At 44.3% G+C, this 22,670-nt stretch carries 27 protein-coding genes; 3 read left to right on the top strand and 24 right to left on the bottom strand.

The genetic code is table 11. The features are described 5' to 3' along the window. The first annotated feature begins 40 nt into the window (after positions 1–40). Complete coding sequence (locus MMY95_RS03005; protein WP_164878061.1) at positions 41–193, top strand: hypothetical protein; 153 nt, start codon at positions 41–43, stop codon at positions 191–193. A gap of 178 nt (positions 194–371) precedes the next feature. Here the strand turns inward: MMY95_RS03005 and nth are convergent, their stop codons facing one another. Both nth and MMY95_RS02995 read right to left on the bottom strand, forming a co-directional pair. After that, positions 372–1,022 carry an endonuclease III gene (gene nth, locus MMY95_RS03000; RefSeq protein WP_003642136.1) on the bottom strand — a complete coding sequence of 217 codons (651 nt, stop codon included), beginning with the start codon at positions 1,020–1,022 and terminating at the stop codon, positions 372–374. 138 nt (positions 1,023–1,160) lie between these two features. Next, on the bottom strand, positions 1,161–1,781 hold the full coding sequence (locus MMY95_RS02995; protein ID WP_003644763.1) for a sugar O-acetyltransferase: 621 nt from the start codon (positions 1,779–1,781) through the stop codon (positions 1,161–1,163). A gap of 192 nt (positions 1,782–1,973) precedes the next feature. On the opposite strand from MMY95_RS02995, the gene lepB reads away from it, so the two are divergent. Further along, positions 1,974–2,591: a signal peptidase I gene (gene lepB, locus MMY95_RS02990; RefSeq protein WP_003642138.1), complete on the top strand. Its 618-nt coding sequence runs from the start codon at positions 1,974–1,976 to the stop codon at positions 2,589–2,591. Positions 2,592–2,910: 319 nt separating this feature from the next. Here the strand turns inward: lepB and MMY95_RS02985 are convergent, their stop codons facing one another. The 13 genes from MMY95_RS02985 to MMY95_RS02925 form a co-directional block, all read right to left on the bottom strand. Further along, the gene (locus MMY95_RS02985) at positions 2,911–3,378 is read right to left on the bottom strand and encodes a hypothetical protein (protein ID WP_003644832.1); all 468 of its coding nucleotides are present in this window, start codon (positions 3,376–3,378) and stop codon (positions 2,911–2,913) included. Next, positions 3,350–3,847 (bottom strand): GNAT family N-acetyltransferase, encoded by a 498-nt coding sequence (locus tag MMY95_RS02980; protein ID WP_003644833.1) that lies wholly within the window; start codon positions 3,845–3,847, stop codon positions 3,350–3,352. The genes MMY95_RS02985 and MMY95_RS02980 overlap by 29 nt, the downstream gene beginning before the upstream one ends. Beyond that, a complete protein-coding gene (locus MMY95_RS02975) occupies positions 3,844–4,095 on the bottom strand; it encodes a hypothetical protein (protein WP_003644834.1) in 252 nt (83 codons plus the stop codon). Before MMY95_RS02975 ends, MMY95_RS02980 begins: the two co-directional genes overlap by 4 nt. A 34-nt stretch (positions 4,096–4,129) precedes the next feature. Then, positions 4,130–4,435, bottom strand: coding sequence for a hypothetical protein (locus MMY95_RS02970; protein ID WP_003642142.1), 306 nt, complete (start codon positions 4,433–4,435; stop codon positions 4,130–4,132). 94 nt (positions 4,436–4,529) lie between these two features. After that, on the bottom strand, positions 4,530–5,168 hold the full coding sequence (locus tag MMY95_RS02965) for a phosphoglycerate mutase family protein (RefSeq protein ID WP_015640883.1): 639 nt from the start codon (positions 5,166–5,168) through the stop codon (positions 4,530–4,532). A gap of 555 nt (positions 5,169–5,723) precedes the next feature. Then, complete coding sequence (locus MMY95_RS02960) at positions 5,724–6,128, bottom strand: nuclear transport factor 2 family protein (protein WP_016527292.1); 405 nt, start codon at positions 6,126–6,128, stop codon at positions 5,724–5,726. 59 nt (positions 6,129–6,187) lie between these two features. Further along, a complete protein-coding gene (locus MMY95_RS02955; protein ID WP_015380811.1) occupies positions 6,188–7,066 on the bottom strand; it encodes a LysR family transcriptional regulator in 879 nt (292 codons plus the stop codon). Positions 7,067–7,246: 180 nt separating this feature from the next. Next, complete coding sequence (locus MMY95_RS02950) at positions 7,247–7,843, bottom strand: NAD(P)H-binding protein (protein ID WP_003644837.1); 597 nt, start codon at positions 7,841–7,843, stop codon at positions 7,247–7,249. A gap of 9 nt (positions 7,844–7,852) precedes the next feature. Next, positions 7,853–8,893 carry a zinc-dependent alcohol dehydrogenase family protein gene (locus tag MMY95_RS02945; RefSeq protein ID WP_003644838.1) on the bottom strand — a complete coding sequence of 347 codons (1,041 nt, stop codon included), beginning with the start codon at positions 8,891–8,893 and terminating at the stop codon, positions 7,853–7,855. 20 nt (positions 8,894–8,913) lie between these two features. Next, the gene (locus MMY95_RS02940; protein WP_013355875.1) at positions 8,914–9,771 is read right to left on the bottom strand and encodes an SDR family oxidoreductase; all 858 of its coding nucleotides are present in this window, start codon (positions 9,769–9,771) and stop codon (positions 8,914–8,916) included. Positions 9,772–10,210: 439 nt separating this feature from the next. Beyond that, entirely contained in the window at positions 10,211–10,432 is a 222-nt protein-coding gene (locus MMY95_RS02935) for a hypothetical protein (RefSeq protein WP_003644840.1), read from the bottom strand. Between the two features lie 255 nt (positions 10,433–10,687). After that, positions 10,688–11,131: a universal stress protein gene (locus tag MMY95_RS02930; RefSeq protein ID WP_241277493.1), complete on the bottom strand. Its 444-nt coding sequence runs from the start codon at positions 11,129–11,131 to the stop codon at positions 10,688–10,690. A 71-nt stretch (positions 11,132–11,202) separates the two neighbouring features. Beyond that, a complete protein-coding gene (locus tag MMY95_RS02925; protein WP_003644841.1) occupies positions 11,203–11,772 on the bottom strand; it encodes a sugar O-acetyltransferase in 570 nt (189 codons plus the stop codon). Positions 11,773–11,868: 96 nt separating this feature from the next. On the opposite strand from MMY95_RS02925, the gene MMY95_RS02920 reads away from it, so the two are divergent. Then, positions 11,869–12,552, top strand: coding sequence for a YjjG family noncanonical pyrimidine nucleotidase (locus MMY95_RS02920; RefSeq protein ID WP_003644842.1), 684 nt, complete (start codon positions 11,869–11,871; stop codon positions 12,550–12,552). Between the two features lie 395 nt (positions 12,553–12,947). Here the strand turns inward: MMY95_RS02920 and MMY95_RS02915 are convergent, their stop codons facing one another. From MMY95_RS02915 to MMY95_RS02880, 9 genes are all read right to left on the bottom strand, one after another. Continuing rightward, the gene (locus MMY95_RS02915; RefSeq protein ID WP_224272124.1) at positions 12,948–13,295 is read right to left on the bottom strand and encodes a hypothetical protein; all 348 of its coding nucleotides are present in this window, start codon (positions 13,293–13,295) and stop codon (positions 12,948–12,950) included. Between the two features lie 1,039 nt (positions 13,296–14,334). Beyond that, positions 14,335–14,928 (bottom strand): NAD(P)-binding domain-containing protein, encoded by a 594-nt coding sequence (locus MMY95_RS02910; RefSeq protein WP_011101953.1) that lies wholly within the window; start codon positions 14,926–14,928, stop codon positions 14,335–14,337. Positions 14,929–15,076: 148 nt separating this feature from the next. Then, positions 15,077–16,249 carry a MalY/PatB family protein gene (locus tag MMY95_RS02905; RefSeq protein ID WP_053267191.1) on the bottom strand — a complete coding sequence of 391 codons (1,173 nt, stop codon included), beginning with the start codon at positions 16,247–16,249 and terminating at the stop codon, positions 15,077–15,079. Next, on the bottom strand, positions 16,239–17,105 hold the full coding sequence (locus MMY95_RS02900; RefSeq protein ID WP_003644845.1) for a DUF3737 family protein: 867 nt from the start codon (positions 17,103–17,105) through the stop codon (positions 16,239–16,241). Before MMY95_RS02900 ends, MMY95_RS02905 begins: the two co-directional genes overlap by 11 nt. A gap of 102 nt (positions 17,106–17,207) precedes the next feature. After that, positions 17,208–17,348, bottom strand: coding sequence for a hypothetical protein (locus MMY95_RS02895; RefSeq protein WP_241277492.1), 141 nt, complete (start codon positions 17,346–17,348; stop codon positions 17,208–17,210). 60 nt (positions 17,349–17,408) lie between these two features. Then, complete coding sequence (locus MMY95_RS02890; protein ID WP_241277491.1) at positions 17,409–18,236, bottom strand: aldo/keto reductase; 828 nt, start codon at positions 18,234–18,236, stop codon at positions 17,409–17,411. 467 nt (positions 18,237–18,703) lie between these two features. Next, positions 18,704–18,832, bottom strand: coding sequence for a hypothetical protein (locus tag MMY95_RS15865; RefSeq protein ID WP_003642173.1), 129 nt, complete (start codon positions 18,830–18,832; stop codon positions 18,704–18,706). Between the two features lie 41 nt (positions 18,833–18,873). Then, positions 18,874–20,661 (bottom strand): ABC transporter ATP-binding protein, encoded by a 1,788-nt coding sequence (locus MMY95_RS02885; protein WP_241277490.1) that lies wholly within the window; start codon positions 20,659–20,661, stop codon positions 18,874–18,876. Beyond that, positions 20,661–22,412, bottom strand: a complete 1,752-nt coding sequence (locus tag MMY95_RS02880; protein WP_016511510.1) for an ABC transporter transmembrane domain-containing protein — start codon at positions 22,410–22,412, stop codon at positions 20,661–20,663. Before MMY95_RS02880 ends, MMY95_RS02885 begins: the two co-directional genes overlap by 1 nt. Positions 22,413–22,670 lie beyond the last annotated feature (258 nt).

The raw sequence follows: 22,670 nt of genomic DNA, 5'->3' as shown, positions 1-22,670 counted from the left end.
AATTCCAGTGTTGTCACCCGTTATCCGAGGAGGTTCAACTATGATTGCCCAAGCCGTTGCGACTGTTTTAATGCTAATTGTTTTTATGTTCGGTTTTACTTACTTTCTGAATAGCCTATTTTTCAGACGCATCGAAAAACACGACCGTGAACAAACTAAGAAACGCGAACATCAAGACCACCACTCGTCTTAATGCTCGCGTCAGTACGTATTATGTTAAAAATAGGACTGCCAGTTAAGGTCAAGGGCAGCCAACTTCGGCCTGTCGGAAAAGCGGTTGTTTAGCGTAACCTGGCTTTGATTACACGTCTAGCAAGACTTACAGGCAGTTCTACCAATGGCTAAAACATGCTCGCTGTCGCCCCACGCTACTAGATCAGCGCTTCATTTTCCTCATTCAACTTGTCACAGTCAATGATCAATTGACAAACCTCTTTGTCTGGCGTCAACTTCATCGAATACTTCCGCCCATATTCAATCATCGTGTGATGGGCTTGATGTAATTCTGCCGGTGCCAACACACTCACGATTTTTTGTTCAACTTGTAACGGCGTCGCGGTCTGAGCGACAAAGTGCAAGCGTTTCGAGATTGCCGAGACGTGTGTATCGACAGCAAACGTCGGTTGTTCAAAAACGTCACTCAATACCACGTTGGCAGTTTTACGGCCCGCACCTGGTAACGCCATGATGCCTTTACGATCGGTAGGCACGACATCGGCTAATTCTTCATGGACAATACGCGCCGTTTTAATGATGTTGCGGGCCTTATTATGAAATAATCCGACGCTCTTGATAATTGCTTCCACATCCGCAACATCGGCAGCCATCAAGTCCTTTGGTTCTGGATACTTCTCAAACAGCACCGGCGTCACCTTGTTAACCGAGACGTCGGTCGCCTGAGCGCTCAGAATTACTGAAATCAAATACTGAAACGGCGTCCGCGAGTCCAGGGAAGGTCCCACTGGTCCGATGTCTGCTTCCATTTGGTGAATTGCCCACACGATCTGATCATCTTTTAGCATTGCGCTTACCGCCTCTTTCTTATCCTGTTTCTAAGTTAATTTTAAGGCTGAGGGGGTGTAATGTCTATTATTAAAAATATCGCGGCCTTATTTCTAATCCAAACTTTAATGACATGAACACAGTACAATTAATTTCTATCAATCATCATCACGATCAGCAAAATAGGCGGCCCGTTGCCGAGCCCAATATTCATGGTCAGCGGTGGTGATTTCTCGTAAGACATGGCAAGGATTGCCGACCGCAACCACGTTATCCGGGATATCATGAGTAACCACGGAACCAGACCCAATCACGACATTACTCCCAATCGTGACACCCGGATTAACGACCACGTTGCCCCCAAACCAAACATCGTGTCCAATCGTAATTGGCCAACCATATTCGAGTTGTTCAGCACGAATGGCGGCGTCAATGGGGTGACCCGCCGTATATAAGCCGACCCGCGGCCCCATAAAGACGTTGTCCCCAATCGTAATCCGACCCACATCAATAAAAATCGCATCGTAATTGGCGTAAAAGTGCTTGCCAATTGTCGTGTTGCTTCCATAGTCGGTATGAAATGGCGGTTCGATATAGCCCCCGTCACCAATTTTGTTGAACATTGCCGTTAACAATCGTTGCCGTTCTTCTGGTTGGGCTTCGGTTGTTTGATTAAATTCCCGTACTAACCGTTTGGCACGATGATTTTCACGTCCTAATTCTGGATCATCAGCAACGTACAACTCACCCGCCAGCATTCGTTCTTTCTGTGTTTTCATACTCCCAGTTCCTCCCATCAATCGCATTTTACTTTCACCAGCATAGCACGCAATTATCACCATGAACACGCATTCTCGAAAGCAACCGCCCCCATTTTGAGTATCGTTGAACTTTTAAGCTTTTTTATACTGCGAAAAAATCATTATCGTTTATAATGAGAGGTATACACACAATTAAGGGAGTTTTAACCATTGAAAACATTTAAAAGCATTATGAGCTGGGTGGTCCCGATTGCGATTGGCTTGATCATCGCCTTACTGATTCGTCAGTTCTGGTTTACTATGGTCAAAGTCGATGGGACTTCGATGCAACCGAATTTACAAAATAACGAACGCGTCGTAGCTTTTAAGACTAGCAAAATCAAAGCAGGTTCTGTCGTCGTCTTCAACGCCTACGGACTCGATCCGAACCAAACCGACAAAAACGCCGTTTATGTTAAGCGGGTCATTGGGATGCCTGGGGATACGGTCCGCTACACAAGTTCCGGTAAACTTTACGTGAACAACAAATTAGTCAAGCAAACCTATCTCAAAAATAAGTATCAACAGACGACTGGGTCCTTCATGGCTAATAGTCACAGCAAGTTCACTGGTTGGACACTCAATAGTTTGAGCCATGATCAAGGCTGGGCCAAGTCCGTGACCAACAATACGGTGCCGAAGGGTTACTACTTTGTCCTTGGTGATCACCGGAGCGTTTCTAACGATGGCCGTTACTGGGGGCTCGTTCCTAAGAGCAAGATGATTGGGGTCGTCAAAGCATGGCCATGGCAGAACCGCAAACAATATATTAATAACTACCAACCTTAAGATTTGAACACCTTATCAGCAAGTCGTTAACTGCGACTTGCTTTTTTATTATACAAATGACTCGTTTGTATTTACATTGTCCTCATTTATTGCCGATGTAAGATCATTGGCGTCATTAGGCAGAATCGGCAACAATACATCAATCATTTTCAAAACTAACAAAAAAAACGAATCAACAAAGTTATGAACAACTTGTTGATTCGTTTTTTTCGTTAACCAGACTTTTATCCACAGTTGATAACTCAATGTCGTTATCAACAGTATCTGCATAAGTCTTCCACTCATTTGATCAGTTTCCTGAACAGATTATCAGTTTCGACTACTTTTGGCGCTGACGCCAATCCCGGACCCCAAAATACCCACAAATAATCGGGCTTAAAGGAACCAAAATCACTGCCATCAAAATATTCTTAAAGAAGTTGATAAAACCATCCATGAAGTCACTCTTAGCCTCGACTTGTGGCGTTAATGCGGTTGGAACGGGTTTGGGCTTTGTCCGCTTGGCTGCTACTGACCATGGTCGGCCAGAGTCCTGAATGATTTGCTCATCGTCTGGTCGCGTTGACGGTGTTTCCTTGGGTTGTTTACGCCAGACTTGAAACACCCGCGGCCAACGATACTTCACAATTGGAAACAGCACGAGCGCACAAATAATACTGTAAATGACGAACGGATTAAATTCTAACACGATCCGATTGACTTCCTGACGGGCCGTAAAAAACATGATAATGAAGACGGCGATTGCACCGTAAAACCAACTAATTAGTAAATGACTCGTTTTCCACACGTTGTGCCACCTCCCCGGTTGTTGACATACTCAATCGCACCATACTTTTACACTGCAAGCCAGCTTCATAGATCGGGTCTGGATAGTTATCTACAAAAAAGTTGACCCACACCGCAATCATCTCAAAACCAGCGTGTTGATAAATCGCTAGTTGCCGCAACGATGAATTACCAGTGCCAATTTGCAGTTCATCACAGGTTGGCGCTGCTTGGCAGACCGCAATCGCCGTTGCTAGTAGGGCCTTAGCAATGCCGCGATGTTGATAGGCGGGCGCCACCGCAATATTTTTAACTTCCCACACCCCTGTTTTGAACGTTGTCAACACGACAACACCCACCACTTGTCCATTTTGTTGATAACCATAACATTGGCCTGTCGATAAGTACGCTGTGACCTGTGCCCAAGATGGATCGGCTAATAACAGTAAATCCCGTGGAATTTGAGCTGCCGCTAGGGGTTGGATTTTCATGACTGCCGCCTTTGATGCCGCTGATAGCCGTTACCCCAACAAACATAAGGAATGATGACCGCAATAATTGCTAAAGCATACTCGCGCACCGTTAAGTTCATGGCATTGACCACGACAAGGTACGCCAAAAAAACCGTCCATAAAACCGGAACGATACCGCCGACCCAAAAGTAGCGACTAGCCGTAAACAGGTACTCTTCTAAGATAAAGATAACAATTGCAATAACACCTAAAATCAGTAATTGCATGGGGCCACTTCCTAACTTGTGATTAACGCAGTGCCTACTGCTTGTTTAACTGTTGTAGCATATCCACAAAACGTCCGATTGTTAAGTTAGCCACATCTTCATCGGAATAGAAGATGATCATTTGGGACCGTTGTTCTGGGGATAAGTTCGCTTGGGAGCCAAAATAAACTAGGTAAACGTCCGCGCTATGGTCCGTCAAACTCTGACCATAATCTGTATCTAACGTGAAGTTGAAATCTGCGCCCAATTGTTTTTCCATGGCGGCCATGAAAGCTTGCACATCCGCAGTTGCGACCGTCTCTTGGCCGGCCACCGTACTCGTAATAACATTAACTTGCATTTTAAAAGCTCCTCGTTAAAATTTTTAAACTCAATTTTCACAGTAGCGCACTTTTGTATAAACCGCAAGCCGCTAGTTGTCCACAGTGGATAACTTATTCCGTGACCGGTACAATCAACTTATCCCCAGTGTAAACCATCGTTGTCACCACACTTGGTGCCAATGCCTGTCTCGTTGCCGCACGACCAGTTGCGACGTAATGCATCATTCGCAACGTTGCGCCGTCCACAACCAACAAGACCTGACCATGATCAGGCGTTGCCGTCATAACCTGTTGTAGCCCCTTCTGATAGCGATCCCAGAACTCCTGGCCACTTTCCGCCAATCCATCCGCATCGTGATCGTGCAACAATGTCTGTAACTCACTGGGGGTCTGATCCGCAGCAAAAGCGGCCACGCTCTGATAACCCAACTTAGTCGCAAACCCTGACCAAACCGCCGCGCGTTCAGTTCCTTCAAAACCGCCATAGAATGGCGCACGTAACGCGACTACCGTTCGTAACTTAACGGGTTGTGCTCGTGAGTCTAAGATAATGCGCGCAGTCTGAATCGCCCGACTCGTATCACTAGCGAAGGCGGTATCAAACGTTGTCGACGCCAACTGCTGCGCAACCTTGGCCGTCGCCTGCTCGCCAGTCGCCGTCAACGGCGTGCCGCTCCAACCCTGGAACCGGTCAAGTTGATTAAAGTACGTTGCTCCAGCAACGACTAAGTGTAAGGTGATTGATTTCATGGTTAATTCTCCGTTAGTTTTTTTAGATTATTCAACTATTTTAGCATAAAAACTTGGCCGGACAAACGGACTCTAGGACTTGTTTAATATGAATTTGAGTAGAATTGTAATCAAGAATGAAACAACTATCATTTTAAAACATATAGCTGGCAAACAAAAAATCAGGATAAGAATCAGATGTGCATCCTTATCCCGACCTTAATTATTGTGCGGCAACAGCTCGTTCATTTTGGCTAACCGAGAATTAGCGAAAATCGCCATGCTGAATACTCATCAAGTCACCACACGTCTTTTGATGGTAAGCTTAACACCATCATTGTGTATTTCTCTTCATTAGTAGCGTTAGATGTATAATATCGAACATTGGTCTTAATCACCATAATTGTTATATGCCACAGTCATCAGAAATTAAAGGTATTATGGTTCGCTTAATATATTCTATTCAGGAATTGTCACAAAGCACAGGCGTGTTGCCTTTAGTTGACAGTCTAGCCAAGCCAACAAATACTATTTTCCTAATGCGTCCGTTTTACTGACCACTAATCACTAGTCGCTTTAGTAGGTACTGGCTTTCTGCGCACTAATGACCCAATCACCATTCTTCTTCTCATAAAACATCTGCATCTGCAACCGCCAAGTATGCGTACCCCCACCCCAAATTCTTGCCTGAACTTGGTTCTGACCAATTAAACTTGCCCGGTTACCTTCAATTTGAATAGCTTTGATGGTATCTTCTTTTGAAGCAAAATATTGCATTTCTTCATTTTGAATTTGGTCAATCCACTCTAATTTAGACTGCACATACCCCGTCATGTGGGTTAACTTCATAGTTGGTGCCAAAATTTCATTTAACCGACTGAGGTTTTTCTGAACCATAGCAATATTTTCATCACGATACAATTTAATAATTATTTCTTTATCCGTCATTCTTACCACGCTTTCTTTATTTACATCAAGCATGATACCAACTTTTCTATGCCAAAACCATTCAGAAATCAAGGGTCATTCATAAGTAAAAATTATGCAAAGGTTTGTTTCAATAATTCAGCAAAAGTTTCGATATAATAACCTGAATTATTAGCTTGCCAATAAGCGTAATAGTTCTGAATCAATTTTCGGTCCCCTTTAACCAAGGAAATCATTTTAACAATATCTTTATCTAATTGTGTTCTCATCCGCTGATTGATGATCAAATACCCCTGATTAGACGCGATCAACATTTGTGCCTCGTCATAGCTTTTAGCAATCACAAACTCACTTTTGACACCTAAAACATTGCGATAGTACTCCTTTTCTGAGACTTGCTGATTGCCATCAATGATCAAAATACAAGGAATATCCACTAAGTCAGCAACGTCGATTTTTTGTGCCTCAACTGGCAACGAATTGTTAACGGCAACCATAAACTCACTAGCGGTCAAAAATTCATTTTGATATTCATTGGATAAGGCCCGCCGTTGATCAGAAAAATTCAAATCAATTTTTCCTGTCTGTAATAATTCATAGAGTTCTTCGTGCGTGCCACTACTAATTTTGATTTTCACTTTAGGAAACTCCTGAGTAAACTTCGAAACAGTTTGTAAAAACTCGGCAGTCCCAAAACTTCTTAAATAGCCAACCCGCAACTCGACCTCATCATTCTTTTCAATTTTGATGGTTTTCTTTATAAGTTGGTCCACATCCACCAAAATATCCTGACTATGACTATAAAAGTATTGACCCGCTTCAGTAACTTCAAAGCTGCGTCCTTTCCGATTCAATAACTTCACACCAAGTTGACTTTCTAGCTCCTTCATTTGCTGAGAAATCGCTGACTGCGAAATGTGGCAGTCCACGGCCGCTTGAGTAAAACTATGATTATTAACGATTGCGATAAAATACTGCATCTGTTGAAACATTAATGGCACCTCAACCTTTACAAAATTATCTTTGAATGTTCAAATTTGTCATATTATTTTAATTAGTATAACCTTAATCAACAATTTGAGAAATGTTTTGCAGCAGAACCTAAACCGATTCCCTACCATGCTTATAAACGAAAAAAGCCACTAGCAATCTAGCCAATGACCTTTTGAATATTATTTTGCATTTAGTCCAACACTATCATGTGCATAATAATCATTATCGACAATCGCATTCTTGACAAAATCCGCAATTGAATTGATTGAGACATCATGCCCACCAAATGGTTCGCCTTTTTTCGTGATTTCATAATCAACAGGACCACCAGTAAACCAGCCCGGACGAATCAGGGTGTAGTTCAAATCAGAAGCTTCAACAACATCGGCGGCTTCCCGATAAGTGCGTAGCATTGGATTACTACTTAAATTTCCACTAGCACCAACCGAAGCGGGAATTTCATCATAAATACCCATTGAAGTAATAAACAGCAATCGTGAAACCTTATTCCGGTCCATTGCCGCAACAATTTTTTGGGCAAAGCGACCTAAAGAACCACTCAAGGCAACAAAAACAACGTCTTGTCCTGCAATCGCCTTGTCTAAGTCACTATCTTTAGTAACATCGCCAGCGATAACACTTTCACGCTCACTAGTCTTTAATCGATTGGCACTTCTAGCAAACAACGTTAACTGATTATCGGTTTCATTCAAAAGCGTTTGTCGAACTACACCGCCAATAGTCCCCGTTGCACCAATAATTAAAACTTTCTTCATATTTTCCTCCTATTTATCACTGACAATGACCAATGACTTAATCGCCGTCCGTTGGTCCATTGCTTCGTACGCAGCTTGAATATCATCTAACATAAACCGTTTCGTAAAGACTTGGCCGGGCTGAATTTTCCCCGTCAAAACAGCATCTAACAAAACTTGCTTGTCATCCGTCGTTACAGCAGCAATCCCACCACGTAAGCCAATGTTCTTCCAAAAAAGATTATTGGTATTCATTTCAGCCTTTTGTGGGACCCCAACGCGACCAACAACCGCACCAGGACGGCCGACTTTGACTGCTGTGTCAACGGATTGTTCAGTACCTACACATTCAAGTACCGCGTCAGCCCCAGTTTCGGTCAAAGCCATCACTTTGGCAACTGCTTCATCACCACGTTCAGCGATAATGTCCGTGGCGCCAAATGCTTTTGCTAACTTTTGCCGATCTTCATGGCGACTCATTGCGATGATCCGCTTAGCGCCAAGCAATTTTGCGGAAAGCACCCCGCTCAAACCAACGGCACCATCACCCATCACAACAACGGTATCATCCTTTTTGACTTCTGCGCTAGTTGCGGCGTGGAAACCCGTTGCCATCACGTCAGCTAAGGCTAAAAAGTTGTTCAGCATGTCGTCAGAATAATCTTCGGGTTGCCCAGGAATCTTAACTAACGCCCAGTTTGCATTGGTAAAGCGTAAGTATTCACCTTGATAGCCACCGTTACCGCCAGCTTCTTGGTTTAAGCAATCCCCATCAAAACCGGCTAAGCAAGCGGCACAGTGCCCACAACCATGGGTGAACGGCGCAATCACGAAATCGCCTGCTTGTACATCTTTAACGGCTGAACCAACAGATTCAACAATTCCAATTGCTTCATGACCAACGGTTGAACCTGCTTGGCGTTGTGAAATCCCGCGGAACCACCACAAATCCGACCCACATACACAGGCCCGGAGCACCCGAATAATTGCATCGGTTGGCTTTTGAATAGTTGGTTTGTCGTATTCTTTAACTTCGACTTTTCCTGGTTCAATAAAAGTTGCTGCTTTCATAATAAACTCTCCTTAAAATTCTATTTCTGGACGCCATTGTTACGAACTTCTGAAACATTACCATACCAATATTGTGCGGTAATTCCGCCATCAACCAAGAAATCACTCCCTGTGATAAAGGCACCACGGCGATCCATTAAGAGTTCCGCCAAATTGGCAATTTCATCGGGTGTTCCTGGACGCTTCGTAACCATTGACTCGAACATCTTTTTGTAACCCGCACCACGCGGCCCGTTCAATTCGTCAACGGCTAATGGTGTCATGATAATACCGGGGCTGATCGTGTTGATCCGTGCACTGCGAGCTTGCCACTTAACCGATTCGGCAGCGACCCGTAAAACATTGGTTCGTTTCGCATATTGATAAGCCGCCAATGAATCCTTGATCACGTCCGGTTGTAAAATTGGTAAATCCAATAATTCTTCAGTCGGTGTCATAGCCAAGGCTTGATTATCTGCTTGTGATAAGGCGGGTAATCGGTGTCCTGATTGGGACGAAATGACGATTCCCGCACTACCGGGAGCCATGACTTGACCAAATTCTTCTAACAAAACGGCAGTCCCGTAAAGGTCCACTTTGAGCACTTGCTCTGGGCTCGCTTGGGATGGTGAAACGCCAGCCGCGTTGACCAATCCCATAATCTTACCAAGCGATTGTGCCTTAGCAACCACTGTCTTAATAGATTCCCGTGATGAAAGATCCGCTTGGATGGTCTTAACGTTAAATCCAGCTTCCGTCAAGTGTTGTTTCATTTCAACTAATTTTGCTTCATTATAGTCTGCCAACAATAAATTTCTACCGGCAGCAACACGTCGAACAATTGCTTCACCAATTGAGCCGGCACCGAAAAGCACAATTACTTCGTTATTCATATTCATTGACCTCTTTACTTGTTTTGATTCACCTTAACTTACAAGTCATATCTTACAAGCAAACGTCTTTTAGACCAATTTCAAATTCAGCCCACATTGATAAGTTTTACTTATGAAAAGCAATATCAGGAAATCGGCCACCGCTAGACCTGGTTTTCTGATATTAATTGTATCTCTAATTGTTTTTTGTAAAAATCAAATGTAAGCCGCCGTCCTCTTTGTACTGTCGCCACTAACGTGTGGTGCAATGACTATTTTTTATCCGTTATACTTAACCTCCTTTACTCTTTGTTAAAACAATCCCTCAAAAAGAGTCGCTTCAATAAAAAAGGATTGCCCAGCGCCCTACTGAACAATCCTATTTAACATCATCAGAATACTAGTACCATCAAAAAACTGATGCGCTTTAAGTAACTAACACTATAATTGCCTGTCACTAACCATTTTAGGAGTCAGCTAACTGGTCCCATTCACGGTCTGCTTGGGAGATACTGTCACGAAAACCCACCCAATCATCTGGATTAGCAAAAAGTTCCGAATTGATTGGTGTCATAATCAGTGCCGGACCACTTTGCTCAATTCTATAACGTGCCCCTACTTCAAGGCTCAGTTCATTGGGAAAAATGATTCCCTGAGCATTGCCAATCTTACGAATACTCACTTCCATCTATCAGCACACCTTTCCATCACAACTTAATTTTCAGTTAATCCCAACGACATGTCACGGTCACTTTACCACGAAGTCATAGAAGCTAGCAAACATCTGATTTGCTCAAATGAACACTGCTTTGATAACAACGGTATTCAAGACACAACCACTATTATTCATCATCAACACCATCGCCGGAAAATGATACTCAAGACACAACAAAAAAAGCCCTCCATAACCGGAAGGCCTGATCAATCAAAATTCATCTTATCACTACCGAATCACCAGTACTGAAATCGGTGCATGTTTTGCCATATATGCGGCTTGCGAACCGAAGTATTTACGAACACCATGCTTGGCAACTGAGCCAATGACTAGTAAGTCAGGCTTCAACGCTGGAATCACCGTCTTCACGATGGTTTCACCAGGGCCACCTTCATCAACGACCGCGTTAACATCCGTCACCCCGAAGTCACGGGCCAACTTCTGATACTGCTGGACGTGTTCTTCCAAATCCTTGCGTTGGCCATGAACAAAATCTTTGCTCATTGCTTCATACACGTTCATATTATCCTGTTCCAAAATTGAAACGATGGTTAACTTAGCACCGTCACTCTTGGCCCGGTTAATGGCATACCGAAACGCTAACTGCGCGTCATCCGAATCATCAACGCCGACTAAGATGTGCTTAAATTCCTTAGGACTCATCTCTGACATATGGCTCCACTCCCCATTCTCTGATAATCTGACTACACCCTTATTTTCATCAATTTGAGCATAATTGTCAATTATGACTGCGGTGCATTTTGTTTCAAGACACGCGCCGGATTACCGACTACAATGACGTTATCTGGAAACGAATGCGTTACGACAGCCCCGGCACCCACAATCACGTTATTGCCCAACGTCACTCCGGGTAAGATCACGGCACTACCACCAATCCAAACATCATTACCAATCGTAATCGGTGCAGTCCGTTCCGCTTCAGTCCGCCGCACAGTTGGATCTAATGGATGAGCAGGCGTGTACAAGCCAACTTTAGGACCGAATTTGCAATCATTACCGATCGTAATGAGTCCTTCATCACATAACGTGACCCCATGGTTCGCATAAAAATGATTGCCGATACGGATGTTGACGCCATAACTGAATTCAAAGGTCGGTTCAACGAAGAACCGGTCACCGGCTGAACGTAGGAGGCTTTTCATCTTAGTATTCCGGTCATCATTGTCAGCAATCTGATTATATTGCATTAACTTCGTCCGCACGTCTCGCCGACGTTGCTGTAGGATTGGTGATTCTAAGTACAATTCACCATTAATCATTTGTTGATACGCTGGGTCATTATCGATTTCCATGTTTAACTTCCTTTTAAGTATGATACTTTAAGCATACCACACCATTCAAAATTGCTGTATGATGGTTTAAATAAACCTATTGAAAGTAGTGGTTCCATGCAATACGCAATTTTTGATCTCGATAATACCATCCTTGACTTTGACCGCGCTGAAGCGGCTAACCTCGCAGCCGTCTTTCAGCATCATGGCATCACTGATATTCGCCGTGCAGAAAATGAGTATCAGGCCTATAACGAAACTGTTTGGCAACAAATCGAACAAGGTGCCGATCGTGATAGCTTGTTAGACCAACGATTTCAAGTCTTTCTAGGCACACTGGGCATCACCGTTGACGGTCCTGCGGTTCAACAAGAATACGACCAATTATTAGCGCACAGTTATCAGGTAATTCCCGGCGCCCACGAACTTTTGCGCACGCTGACCAACGCTGGGCTGACCTTACTCGTCGGCACTAACGGTATCAAACACACCCAGCTCAGTCGCTTGGCAGGTGCCCATATGACGCCCTATTTTGATCATATCTTCATCTCTGAAAGTATCGGTTATGCCAAGCCGAACCCACACTTTTTCAGCGCTATTCATGACCAATACCCAGACATGAATGCCACGAATACCGTCATGATTGGTGATAGCCTGCGTTCAGACATCGCGGGAGCGGCCACCGCCCATTTACCTAGTATCTGGTACAATCCACAGCATGTGCATAACGACACAACAATTGCCCCAACTTACACTGTGGATAACTTTAAGCAACTGCAAAAACTGTTATTAACAGCTTAAACGCAAAAATAATCAGCAAACTCTGCGCGCAGGCCTAACGTATCTTAAAAACTGAACTATTTAACATATTAGGTAACATATTAGGTATTATGCGGAGTAGTTGTATCGACGGCTTTTAACTCAATAATCTGCTTACCTTGATTTCCAATCAACAAAAAGACCATTTGACGAATCAGCAAGAAAAGTAATTCATATAAAACAGTTGTCGTTGCTTAATTCAAGATTTGGCCGTGAAACAATACTAATAGCAGTTCATCTGGGTAATCTGTCAAAACGTGCCCTTTCTTCTCAGGTGATAAGATTTTCAGATTTAATCGACTTGACGCTTGCTATCAATTAACGTGCGAGAAGAATAGCTAAAGGAACGGGATTAAAAATGAGTTATATTCAAATTTTTATGAAAAGAAGCCGTCGCGCCGGTAATCAACACTTAAGCTCAAAAAAATTACAAGCAAGGGTACTTTTAATACCTGATATAATATCAGCATCCATCTAATTTTTTTAAAGCTCGTCACCGCTAGCGCCTTTTTATCACTGTCTAAAGTATCACTGCTTTGTGCGCCAGCAATCAACTGCTGCATCTCCTTTATTGGACCCAAACTATCCACAAACGCAATTACAAAAGAAATGAAACCAACACACTTCATAATAGAAGAAACCAAAAGCATGTACTGGTAATCAGTATTTAGCACGAGTTCACTAAAGACTAAGACCGGTATCGATGCCAGTAAGAACAGTTGCATTATCAATCGTATTTTTTCCCACCTTGTCTTATTTCTTTTTTTGAGTTTAACTAGGCTTAATTTCAATAAGAAATTTTTTTTATGCTGAATTTTTTTATCTATAAAATGAGTTACCAAATAGTACAAGCAACCATAAGCGAAAAGTATGATAACTTGTTTGAATAGCATCGATCGAGAAATCAGCATGAGCAGCTCATTCGAATATGAAGACATTAATTTAGAAAGTCCTTTCTGAAGTCACCTAAGTATCTTAGCTTAGATAGCAGTATTTAATAAAAAACGTTGTGTCTAGATTTCTCATTGAAATGAAGCACAACGCTTTTGGTATTAGAAAATAAATGATTATACGCATGAAGAATAACACTATTATGATTCATCAGGTCAGACAAGGGTTATTGCCCATGCACCTACTTTGACAGCTGAGATTAAATTCAGGCGCTGTAAGTGGAAAACCTGCATTATTCCAATAAATTTCGATAATAGTTGAAAGTATCATTGCTTGATCTAGTATATAGGTAGCTGGGAACTAAGAACACCCGTGGCTAAATATAATAATATGTATTGTGCGTATAGTCGAAATTCATTAACATAATCTGCAAATCCTATTGAATGGGCACACTGCATCTCATACGATATAAAGCAGGTAATGTTCACACTTTTATTTAACCAAAATAGCGTAAAGACATAAGAATTTTCACGTTCCTCTTATTGTGCCTATCGGATATTTCCGTAGCTAAGTGGGCGGAGTTGATTGACTAGACTCGTATCAATACCATTGTCCTCATCAAACCGTATAAACAATAATTAACCTCAATTAAAAAAAGCCATGCAGCCCCATTCTTACAGTTACGACACAGTAAGAATTAGGCTTCATGACCCATAACACGATTCAAATTTAACCACGCGGCGACGATTGGCAGGAACACCTGTCAATTGATGCTCACCGCACGGCCCAATCAAAGTGACACTAGCCACACCTTTTCTTACAAGGTCAGCACTAGCTATTTTGGTTCAAAAGTGAACCCCTTTTTACAATCCACTATTCTTCAATCTGAACAAAGTGTGTATTACCTAGTCCACCGCCAACTTGCATGACACTGCCGCCATGCCGAAGCTTGCCCAAGTTAACGGGGCGGAAATTCAACGGCCGGACGAGCGCAGCGAATTCTTTCTTGGCAGCCACGTCATCGCCCGCATAGAACAAGACCCGCTTTCCAGGCCCATCAACGTGCCCATCCATAAACTCTGGTGGAATCGTATTGAAGGCCTTAATGACCCGGGCATTGTTCGCCGCGCGAGCAATGACTTCACTCCCAGTCAACGGGGCCGTCTTAATTTTCTTAAAGTCGGCCGTAAACTGGTTCGTCACGTCCACCACGATCCGTTGCTGATAATCGGCGACCTGTGCTAATACCGTCGGCGCCTGTTCAAACGGCACCGCAAGAATGACTAACGGTTGTTGTAAGGCTTCAGCAACTTCTACAAAAGCCACATTGGCAGCAAACTCGGCGCGCCGTGTTGCTAAACTAGCCGCACCACTGTGCCGACTTAATTTGATTTGATGATCACCGCGCGCAAAGGTCTTGGCTAATACTGTGCCGACCGTACCGGCACCAATAATTCCAATTTCCATAACTATCCTCCACCTCATCTTTTAATAATGGTTTGAATTAACCAACTTATCTGGTCCGTTATCACGGACTGTCAGCGGTCATCTAGACCAAACCAGCTTATCTTAATGATAGCGAAATCATTATGGAATTGCACCCCATACGCGTCAACTATGCTTGAACTTGTTGGTAAGCCGTAATACCAGCTTTTAATCGTGCCAATCCATCCGTCAGGGTAGTCGTTGGACAAGCCACATTCAGTCGCAAGAAGCGGTTGCCATCACCACGGTAAACATCTCCCGCTGATAAAAACAACCCGGTTCGTTGGCGAATAAAAGCAGCCAAAGCCGCACTGTCGGTTGTCACTTGACGCACATCCAACCATAATAGATAAGTCGCTTGGGCTTCCACCAACTTGACTTGCGGCAACTCAGCAGTCAAGTAAGTCTGAACTTGACGTTGATTGGCAGCTAGTTTGGTTCGCAATGCGGCTACCCAGTCATGGCCTTCAGTATAGGCCGCAATGCTGGCTGGAATCGCAAACGAATTGGGCTCAGCCAATTCATCATTGTTGATGCCCCGGCTCACTAATGTGCGGACGTGTGCATCGGGAATAATCAACGTTGCCGCGTGTAAGGCTGCCACGTTGAAAGTCTTGCTTGGCGAGATACAGCTGATACTGTTATGTGCTACTGGCGCAGTCAATGATGAAAATGGGGTGTACGTGTGACCGTTAAGGGTCAAGTCACAATGAATCTCATCGGTAACGACTAGCACATGGTATTTCAAGCACAGCTCGCCAAGGCGTTGCAACGTCGCACGCGACCAGACGATGCCGATCGGATTCTGCGGATTGCATAAAATCATCATCGTGGTCAACGGATCAGCTAGTTTCGTCGTCAAATCGTCCCAATCAATCGCGTACGACGCGTCACGTGCCACTAAGTCACTACTCAAGGTATGCCGGCCATTGTTTTCAATTGAATGATAGAAGATATTATAAACCGGAGCCTGAACTAACACGTTATCGCCAGCCGCTGTCATTTTACGAACAATTGATGAAATCGCCGGAACGACGCCGGTGCAGAACATCAACCACTCAATTTGCGGACGGAAGTTGTGTTCCGTTGCCCACCAGTCTGCCACGGCTTCATAGTAAGCCATGGGGACTTCTTCGTAACCGAAGACGCCAAACTGGGCGCGTTTTATCAACGCTTGCTTGATAACTGGTGCCGTTTCAAAGTCCATGTCAGCGACCCACATCGGCAACTCATCATCCGCGACGTCCCACTTAACGGCATTTGTGTGCCGCCGATTAAGCACGGTCTCAAAATCAAACGGCATGGGGTGCACGGCTTTCATGGTCAACACTAATCAGGGTCTGATGAGGATCTACTTCAGGATCATCCATGATGATTTCACCAATGGCTTGCGCATGAATCCGACCACTAAGCGGATTTTTAACGCTATCAATCGTTGAAACCACGTCAGCGTCAATGTTACGACAATATTCAAAAGCTAAGTCCGTATTGAGTAACGTACAGTTTTCCAACTTAACATTATCCATGTAACACAGGCCCTGATCGCTCTCAATCGTACAGTTGACGAACCGAATATTCTTCGAATTCCAGCCCAGGTACTCACCAATGATTTGTGAATCATAAACGGTAACATTTTCACAATTCCATAGCGCATCCTTGGTCATCAGCGTTGCATGATGAATTTCAACGTTCTTAGCACCGTCAAAGGCGTAATTACCGACGAGGTTGAAGCCATCAATGCGAATATTCTGGCTATTCATTCCAAAATAATCACCAGCTGCTTGAACATCATTCAACGTAATATCTTGGCAGTTCCATAACGTTTCTTCCGCATCTGAAAAGTGAACGTGCGCTAACTTAACTTGGCTGGCCCGCCGAAATAGCTTAGGTGCCTGTAGCGTACTATTCGTAATCGTAATATCCTTGGTGTACCAGATGCCAGAGCGAGACATTGTCTCAAACAAACCTTGATCCACAGTCACATGTTGACTGTACCACAAGGGATATTTCCACTTAAAGATTGGCTGTTTCAACGTGACATCGCGACTTTCCTTCAGTGGTGATTCACCATCAGCAAACGTTGTATTGTCGATTTCAAGGTCGTGAGCTTTAAAGAGTGCCCGCTCGCCCGTTAAATACTGTTGTGTGATTGTTTTCAATTTAATCTCAATAACTCCTTTATACTGAAACGTGGACCTTTAGTCGCACGATAGGATCAGTGTATTACTTCAACTGCACGTTAAGTCAACTAACTTGTTCGCTTACTGTCCGGAATACTGATTCCAATTATTAGTTCGTGACCGGTTAAGTGCCATCACGCCCTCCAAGTCATGGGGTTGGTAAGGGGTTTCCAAGTACTGTATTTCCGAAGCAGTTAACGCCAACCCCGCTGCCTCAGCCACTGCATCTAAATGATGCGGCTTAGTTGCCCCAATAATCGGCGCCGTTACTCGTTGTTGTAGTCAGGCCAAATTAATGGCCGCCATTGAAACATGATGTTGGTGGGCCAGTTCCTCAACGCGATCAATAATTGGTTGATCCATCTCGCTGGTAGCTTGGTATTTGGTATCAGCAAACGTATCCTGTTGTCGCCGAGTAGTCTGGGTGCCAAAAGGATGTGCCAACCGGCCACTAGCTAATGGACTATACGGCGTCGTTGCCAAATCGTTCTCATGAGCATAACTGAACAGTTCCCGTTCATCCTCGCGATAGACCAAATTATAATGACTCTGGATCGAGACAAATTGTGGATAACCATAACGAACCGCTAGCGCATTGATCTGCGCAATCTGCCAGGAATAGGCGTTAGAAATCCCAATGTAACGAACCTTACCGGCCTGAACAGCTTCATTAAGCCCAGCCATGATTTCAGCCATTGGTGTTAACCAGTCCCAGATATGATAAATATATAAATCAACATAGTCTGTCTGTAAATTCTGTAGACTCTGGTCGAGGGACCGCAAGACATGTTCACGCCCACTGACATGATTTTCGATTTCTTGGGTTGTCCGATTCGTAAACTTGGTTGCCAGTACCAATTGATCTCGCTGAAATTTCTTTAGTCCTTGTCCCAAGACACGTTCACTCGCACCCGCTTGATAGACCGGCGCCGTATCAAAAAAGTTAATCCCCAGTGATATCGCGCGATCAAGTACCTGGTTCGCCTGCGTTTGACCAACCGCCCACGAGCGCTGATTAAGCGCCGTTCCAGTCCCCGCACCAAAACCCATGCACCCAAGTGCGATCGACGAGACTTTTAAATCGGATGTTCCTAATTGTCGATATTGCATTGCATCACAACTCCCTTCGTTAACTCATTACCATCTTTATTAAAACGCGATCCGTTGGCAGAGTAAAATACCTAGTTCAAATAATCAATTATAACCATTCCGTATAGTTATCCGTCATCCAGTCGTTTTAGGAATTAATGACCGTTATTAGTCACCAATCATTATTTTCAATGTGCCTGGCGACATCCAAGCGTGGCACCGTACTCCAGGTGTTGGGCCAAAAATGAACAGCACGATTGCAAGCATACCAGGCCACATCCTGCAGTGAGTGTCACCGACCGATTTTAAGGACGAACCACTGATAAACCGGTTTTGTGGGCACCACCACAACTCACCGCGACCACCTCCGCCAACTCAATTTTTCAACACAAAACCGACCATTCTAGAAGTTACACCTTTTCCAGAACGGTCGGTCATGACAACTGATTGAATCGCCGTAAGCATCGCTACCGACACGACGACAATGTTTATTTCAGTTTTACTTTAATTTTTAACTTTTTAGGCGCTTGATGGCGCGCTAAGATTAATTGCCAGCCCACTTTAACCAGCGTACTAATAACAGTCATCACGACCATTAACGATAATTTTCGACGCATTCGGCATCACCTCAATTAATTTAAATCGAGCATACCACACTTTAATCGACGTGAGCGGAATTTTGCAACTGAATCATATCATAGTAGTAACCATGCTGTTGCAATAGCTCATCGTTGGACCCGCGTTCAACGATTTGCCCCTGATTTAAGACCAGGATCAAATCAGCATTTTGAATCGTGGACAAGCGGTGGGCAATCGCAATCGTCGTGCGGTTCTCCTGAATCCGATCCAAACCAGTCTGAATCATCTCTTCGGTCTCAGTATCGACGTTCGCCGTGGCTTCGTCCAAGATTAAAATCTTAGGGTCAGTCACAATCGTCCGCGCAAATGAAATCAATTGCCGCTGTCCTGAAGAATAACTGGCCCCGCGCTCAATGACGCGTGACTGATAATTCTCAGGTAAATCGTTGATGAAGTCATCGGCCTTTACAAACCGTGCCGCTGCTTGAACTTGTTCATCTGAAATCTGATCGTTAAACATTCGGATGTTGGAATTAATATCACCATAAAACATAAACGGTTCTTGCAAGACCAACCCCATCTTCTGTCGCAATTCCTCAGCCGGATACTCACGAATGTCGCGATCATCAATTAAAACTTCTCCTGACTGAAACTCATAAAACCGCATCAAAACATTAATCGTCGACGTTTTTCCACTCCCCGTCTGACCAACTAGTGCCACCGTTTGGCCTGGTTCAGCCACGAATGAAACGTCTTTTAAGACCGGATGCTGGCCGTCATAGGCAAAGGTGACGTGCCGAAATTCAATCTTACCGCGCGTAATCTTAGCCGTAGGATCGGCGTGTTGGGCCGGGGCAATCGTTGGATCATCCATGACCCCTAAAACCCGTGATCCGGCGACGACGCCATCTTGAAAGTCTGACAAATTATCCATCATCGACGTCATCGGATTATAGAAGTTATTCAGGTACGTGATGAACGCATAAACGACCCCGGCAGCCACATAACCATTGAGTCCACGAACCCCGAAGATTCCCAGAACCATGACCGTCCCTAACGCATAAAACAAGTCGATCAGTGGACTTAATAATAATGAGTTCGTCCGGATCATCGCTTGGCGGGTCTTAAAATAGGCATCATTGGTATGATCAAATTCACCATTGATACGGTGTTCTTGTCGAAATTGCTGAATAACACTAATTCCAGTAATTGCTTCACTCAACTTGGTATTCAACTCACTGAGCCGTTCCCGCATTCGCCGGTAAACCCGTGAGCTATACCGTTGATAATACCAAATCGTTACAGCCAAAAAAGGCATGAAAACCAATAACCACAAGGCAATCTGCGCATCGGTGAGATACATCGCGACAAACGACGAAATCACCGCAAAAAAGGCGGTAAATAGTGTATTAAACAACGCCCAAAAATTGGAAAACGACATCGTATCGTTAGTCAGGCGTGACAAAATTGAGCCACCAGGGACTTGATCAAAGTAGCGCATGCCCATCCGATGCAACTTGGCGAACATTTGTCGACGGACATTTTCAAGCATATATTCTGCCCCCATCGTACTACTGAAGTTCTGTACGAACTGCATCAACGCGCGCACAACCATGCCGAAGAAATAGAGGCCCGCAAAGTACCACATGACCGGTACCGTGGCGTGTCCTGTTTTGAGATAATGATCAATAAAGGTCTGTAATACACGCGGTAGATAGATATTAACCACACTAATCAGACCGGAAAAAACGATGGCCGCAATAAAAAACCATTTGAACGGTTTCGCATACGGCAATAGTCGCCGAATAACCGTGAGTTGTTCCTTAACAGGCATGGAACGTGCCCATACCGATTGACGTGCTGCCATTATTGCACCGCTCCTTCCACTTTGGTCTCCAATTGTTGGCGCGTAAACATCTTCTGATACCACCCGTGTTGCGTCATTAATTGCGCGTGGGTCCCTCGTTCAACAACGTGACCGGCATCCAACACAATGATTTCATCAGCGTTCATCACCGAACTTAACCGGTGGGCCGCGATAATCGTCGTTTTGTCTGCTCGTTCTGCCTTTAGATTAGCTAAAATTTCTGCCTCAGTTTCGGCATCAACCGCGGATAACGCATCATCTAAGATCAGCAATTCAGGATTGATGAGTAAGGCCCGCGCAATGGCTAGTCGTTGGCGTTGCCCTCCAGATAGCGAGATACCTTCCTCACCAACTTGGGTATCGTAACCAGCGGGCATGCTGGCAATCTGACCACTCAAATCACTCTTGGCGGCGACCGCTTCCACAACGGCTTGACTCACAGTCGGATCGGCAAAACGAATATTTTCGCGAATCGTATTCGAGAACAGAAAACTATCTTGGGGCACATAACCAAGGGCTGGTAAGTAACTATCAAGCGCATACTGCTTAATATCGTGACCACCATAAGTAATGTGGCCCTCGTACTGATCAAATTCACGCAAAATCAGTTTCATAATCGTTGATTTACCAGCACCAACCCGTCCGACAATTCCGAGCGTCTGTCCCGCCTTCAAAGTAAAGTCCACGTTACTCAGACTGGTTCCTGCATCGTTGGGATAATTGAACTGCTTGATTTGATACTGAATATCACCATGCGGGCGCTGTTCAATGCCCCGTTTGGCATCAATAATGGCACTTTGCTGATTCAATAATTCCATGACCCGATCATACGAGGCGTTTCCCCGTTCCATCGTGTTGAATAACATCCCGACCGCAAACATCGGCCAGACCATCATTCCCAAATAAGTGACGAACGAGACCAAGTTACCGATTGTGATGACACCGTGGGTCACGTACAACCCGCCCAAAATAATTGTGGCGCCGTAAGATAACGCAATAATCATGGTAATCGCGGGATCAAATAGCGAGTCGAGTACGTTGACATGCCGATTGATCTTAATCGTCTGATCAATCTGTTGATTAAAATCAGCAACATCGGCCTTTTCCTGACCTAGCGCTTTGATCACTTTGATTCCACTGATACTCTCCTGCGCCTTATTATTCAGTCGCGAAAAGGCGGCTTGGGAGGCACGAAACGCGACGTGAATTTTTTTACCCAAATACCGTGACACGACCGCTAATAATGGGAAAGGTACCACCGCAATCAGCGTCAGTCGCCAGTCGATTAGTGTCATCATCGCAATCAGCGTTGTCCCACCAGTAATAATGGAATCCGCAAATTGGAGAATGCCACCACCAGCGACCCGTTCAACCGCCGTGAGATCATTGGTCGCATGAGCCATCAAGTCCCCGGTACGGTATTGCTGATAAAACGTCGCATCCATCTTCATAAAATGCCAAAAGAGTCGTTCCCGCAGCGTTCGTTCAAGGCCGGCTGCACCACCCCAGATGGCATTCCGCCATAAATAACGCGCCAGGTACTGACCAACGGCGGCCACACCAATAATAACTAAATAGACCGTCAGCGTGTGCGCCGTCAAGCTGTGCTGATTAATCCCATCAACGATGTCCCCAATAATCCGGGGCGGCACAATGCCGATAATGGCAGTCAAAACTAGTCCAAGCACCCCCGCGAGGTACAACTTCCATTCACGCCGAAAATACCAGCCTAATTTCAAAAATATACTCACAGCGCACCTCCAATAATTTAATTAAAATTTAATTAGACAACTTTTTATAATACCATACCTCGCGCAAACCCCTTAATGATAAGTTCCATCCCGAATGCAAAGTGATTGCACCAGATTGAAAATAAGCTTAAACTGGGGACGTTAGTGGGACGGTCATTACGATCGTCCCTTTCAATCGTAAAAATTCAGATTACTGATTTTTACCACCGACTATTGGGCTTGGTGAGCTGTCCAAAATACGCCAATTATTTTTATAAG

The organism is Lactiplantibacillus sp. ME-2, assembly GCF_022549155.1.
Taxonomy (GTDB): Bacteria; Bacillota; Bacilli; order Lactobacillales; family Lactobacillaceae; genus Lactiplantibacillus; species Lactiplantibacillus plantarum.
Note: the sequence above shows the minus strand (reverse complement) of the source record. Positions and strands in the feature narration are given on the sequence as shown.

Bases quoted from the DNA above. Each gene is read 5' to 3' on its own strand.
- MMY95_RS02975 (WP_003644834.1), bottom strand. From the start codon at position 4,095: ATGCAATTACTGATTTTAGGTGTTATTGCAATTGTTATCTTTATCTTA.
- MMY95_RS02970 (WP_003642142.1), bottom strand. From the start codon at position 4,435: ATGCAAGTTAATGTTATTACGAGTACGGTGGCCGGCCAAGAGACGGTC.
- MMY95_RS02905 (WP_053267191.1), bottom strand. From the start codon at position 16,249: ATGCCGTTTGATTTTGAGACCGTGCTTAATCGGCGGCACACAAATGCC.
- MMY95_RS02935 (WP_003644840.1), bottom strand. From the start codon at position 10,432: ATGGAAGTGAGTATTCGTAAGATTGGCAATGCTCAGGGAATCATTTTT.
- MMY95_RS03005 (WP_164878061.1), top strand. From the start codon at position 41: ATGATTGCCCAAGCCGTTGCGACTGTTTTAATGCTAATTGTTTTTATG.
- MMY95_RS02995 (WP_003644763.1), bottom strand. From the start codon at position 1,781: ATGAAAACACAGAAAGAACGAATGCTGGCGGGTGAGTTGTACGTTGCT.
- MMY95_RS02910 (WP_011101953.1), bottom strand. From the start codon at position 14,928: ATGGAAATTGGAATTATTGGTGCCGGTACGGTCGGCACAGTATTAGCC.
- MMY95_RS02955 (WP_015380811.1), bottom strand. From the start codon at position 7,066: ATGTTTCAACAGATGCAGTATTTTATCGCAATCGTTAATAATCATAGT.
- MMY95_RS02885 (WP_241277490.1), bottom strand. From the start codon at position 20,661: ATGGCAGCACGTCAATCGGTATGGGCACGTTCCATGCCTGTTAAGGAA.
- MMY95_RS02965 (WP_015640883.1), bottom strand. From the start codon at position 5,168: ATGAAATCAATCACCTTACACTTAGTCGTTGCTGGAGCAACGTACTTT.
- nth (WP_003642136.1), bottom strand. From the start codon at position 1,022: ATGCTAAAAGATGATCAGATCGTGTGGGCAATTCACCAAATGGAAGCA.
- MMY95_RS02980 (WP_003644833.1), bottom strand. From the start codon at position 3,847: ATGAAAATCCAACCCCTAGCGGCAGCTCAAATTCCACGGGATTTACTG.
- MMY95_RS02930 (WP_241277493.1), bottom strand. From the start codon at position 11,131: ATGTCAGAGATGAGTCCTAAGGAATTTAAGCACATCTTAGTCGGCGTT.
- MMY95_RS02945 (WP_003644838.1), bottom strand. From the start codon at position 8,893: ATGAAAGCAGCAACTTTTATTGAACCAGGAAAAGTCGAAGTTAAAGAA.
- MMY95_RS02920 (WP_003644842.1), top strand. From the start codon at position 11,869: ATGCAATACGCAATTTTTGATCTCGATAATACCATCCTTGACTTTGAC.
- MMY95_RS02960 (WP_016527292.1), bottom strand. From the start codon at position 6,128: ATGCTTGATGTAAATAAAGAAAGCGTGGTAAGAATGACGGATAAAGAA.
- MMY95_RS02940 (WP_013355875.1), bottom strand. From the start codon at position 9,771: ATGAATATGAATAACGAAGTAATTGTGCTTTTCGGTGCCGGCTCAATT.
- MMY95_RS02950 (WP_003644837.1), bottom strand. From the start codon at position 7,843: ATGAAGAAAGTTTTAATTATTGGTGCAACGGGGACTATTGGCGGTGTA.
- MMY95_RS02915 (WP_224272124.1), bottom strand. From the start codon at position 13,295: ATGCAACTGTTCTTACTGGCATCGATACCGGTCTTAGTCTTTAGTGAA.
- MMY95_RS02890 (WP_241277491.1), bottom strand. From the start codon at position 18,236: ATGCAATATCGACAATTAGGAACATCCGATTTAAAAGTCTCGTCGATC.
- MMY95_RS02925 (WP_003644841.1), bottom strand. From the start codon at position 11,772: ATGGAAATCGATAATGACCCAGCGTATCAACAAATGATTAATGGTGAA.
- MMY95_RS15865 (WP_003642173.1), bottom strand. From the start codon at position 18,832: ATGCGTCGAAAATTATCGTTAATGGTCGTGATGACTGTTATTAGTACG.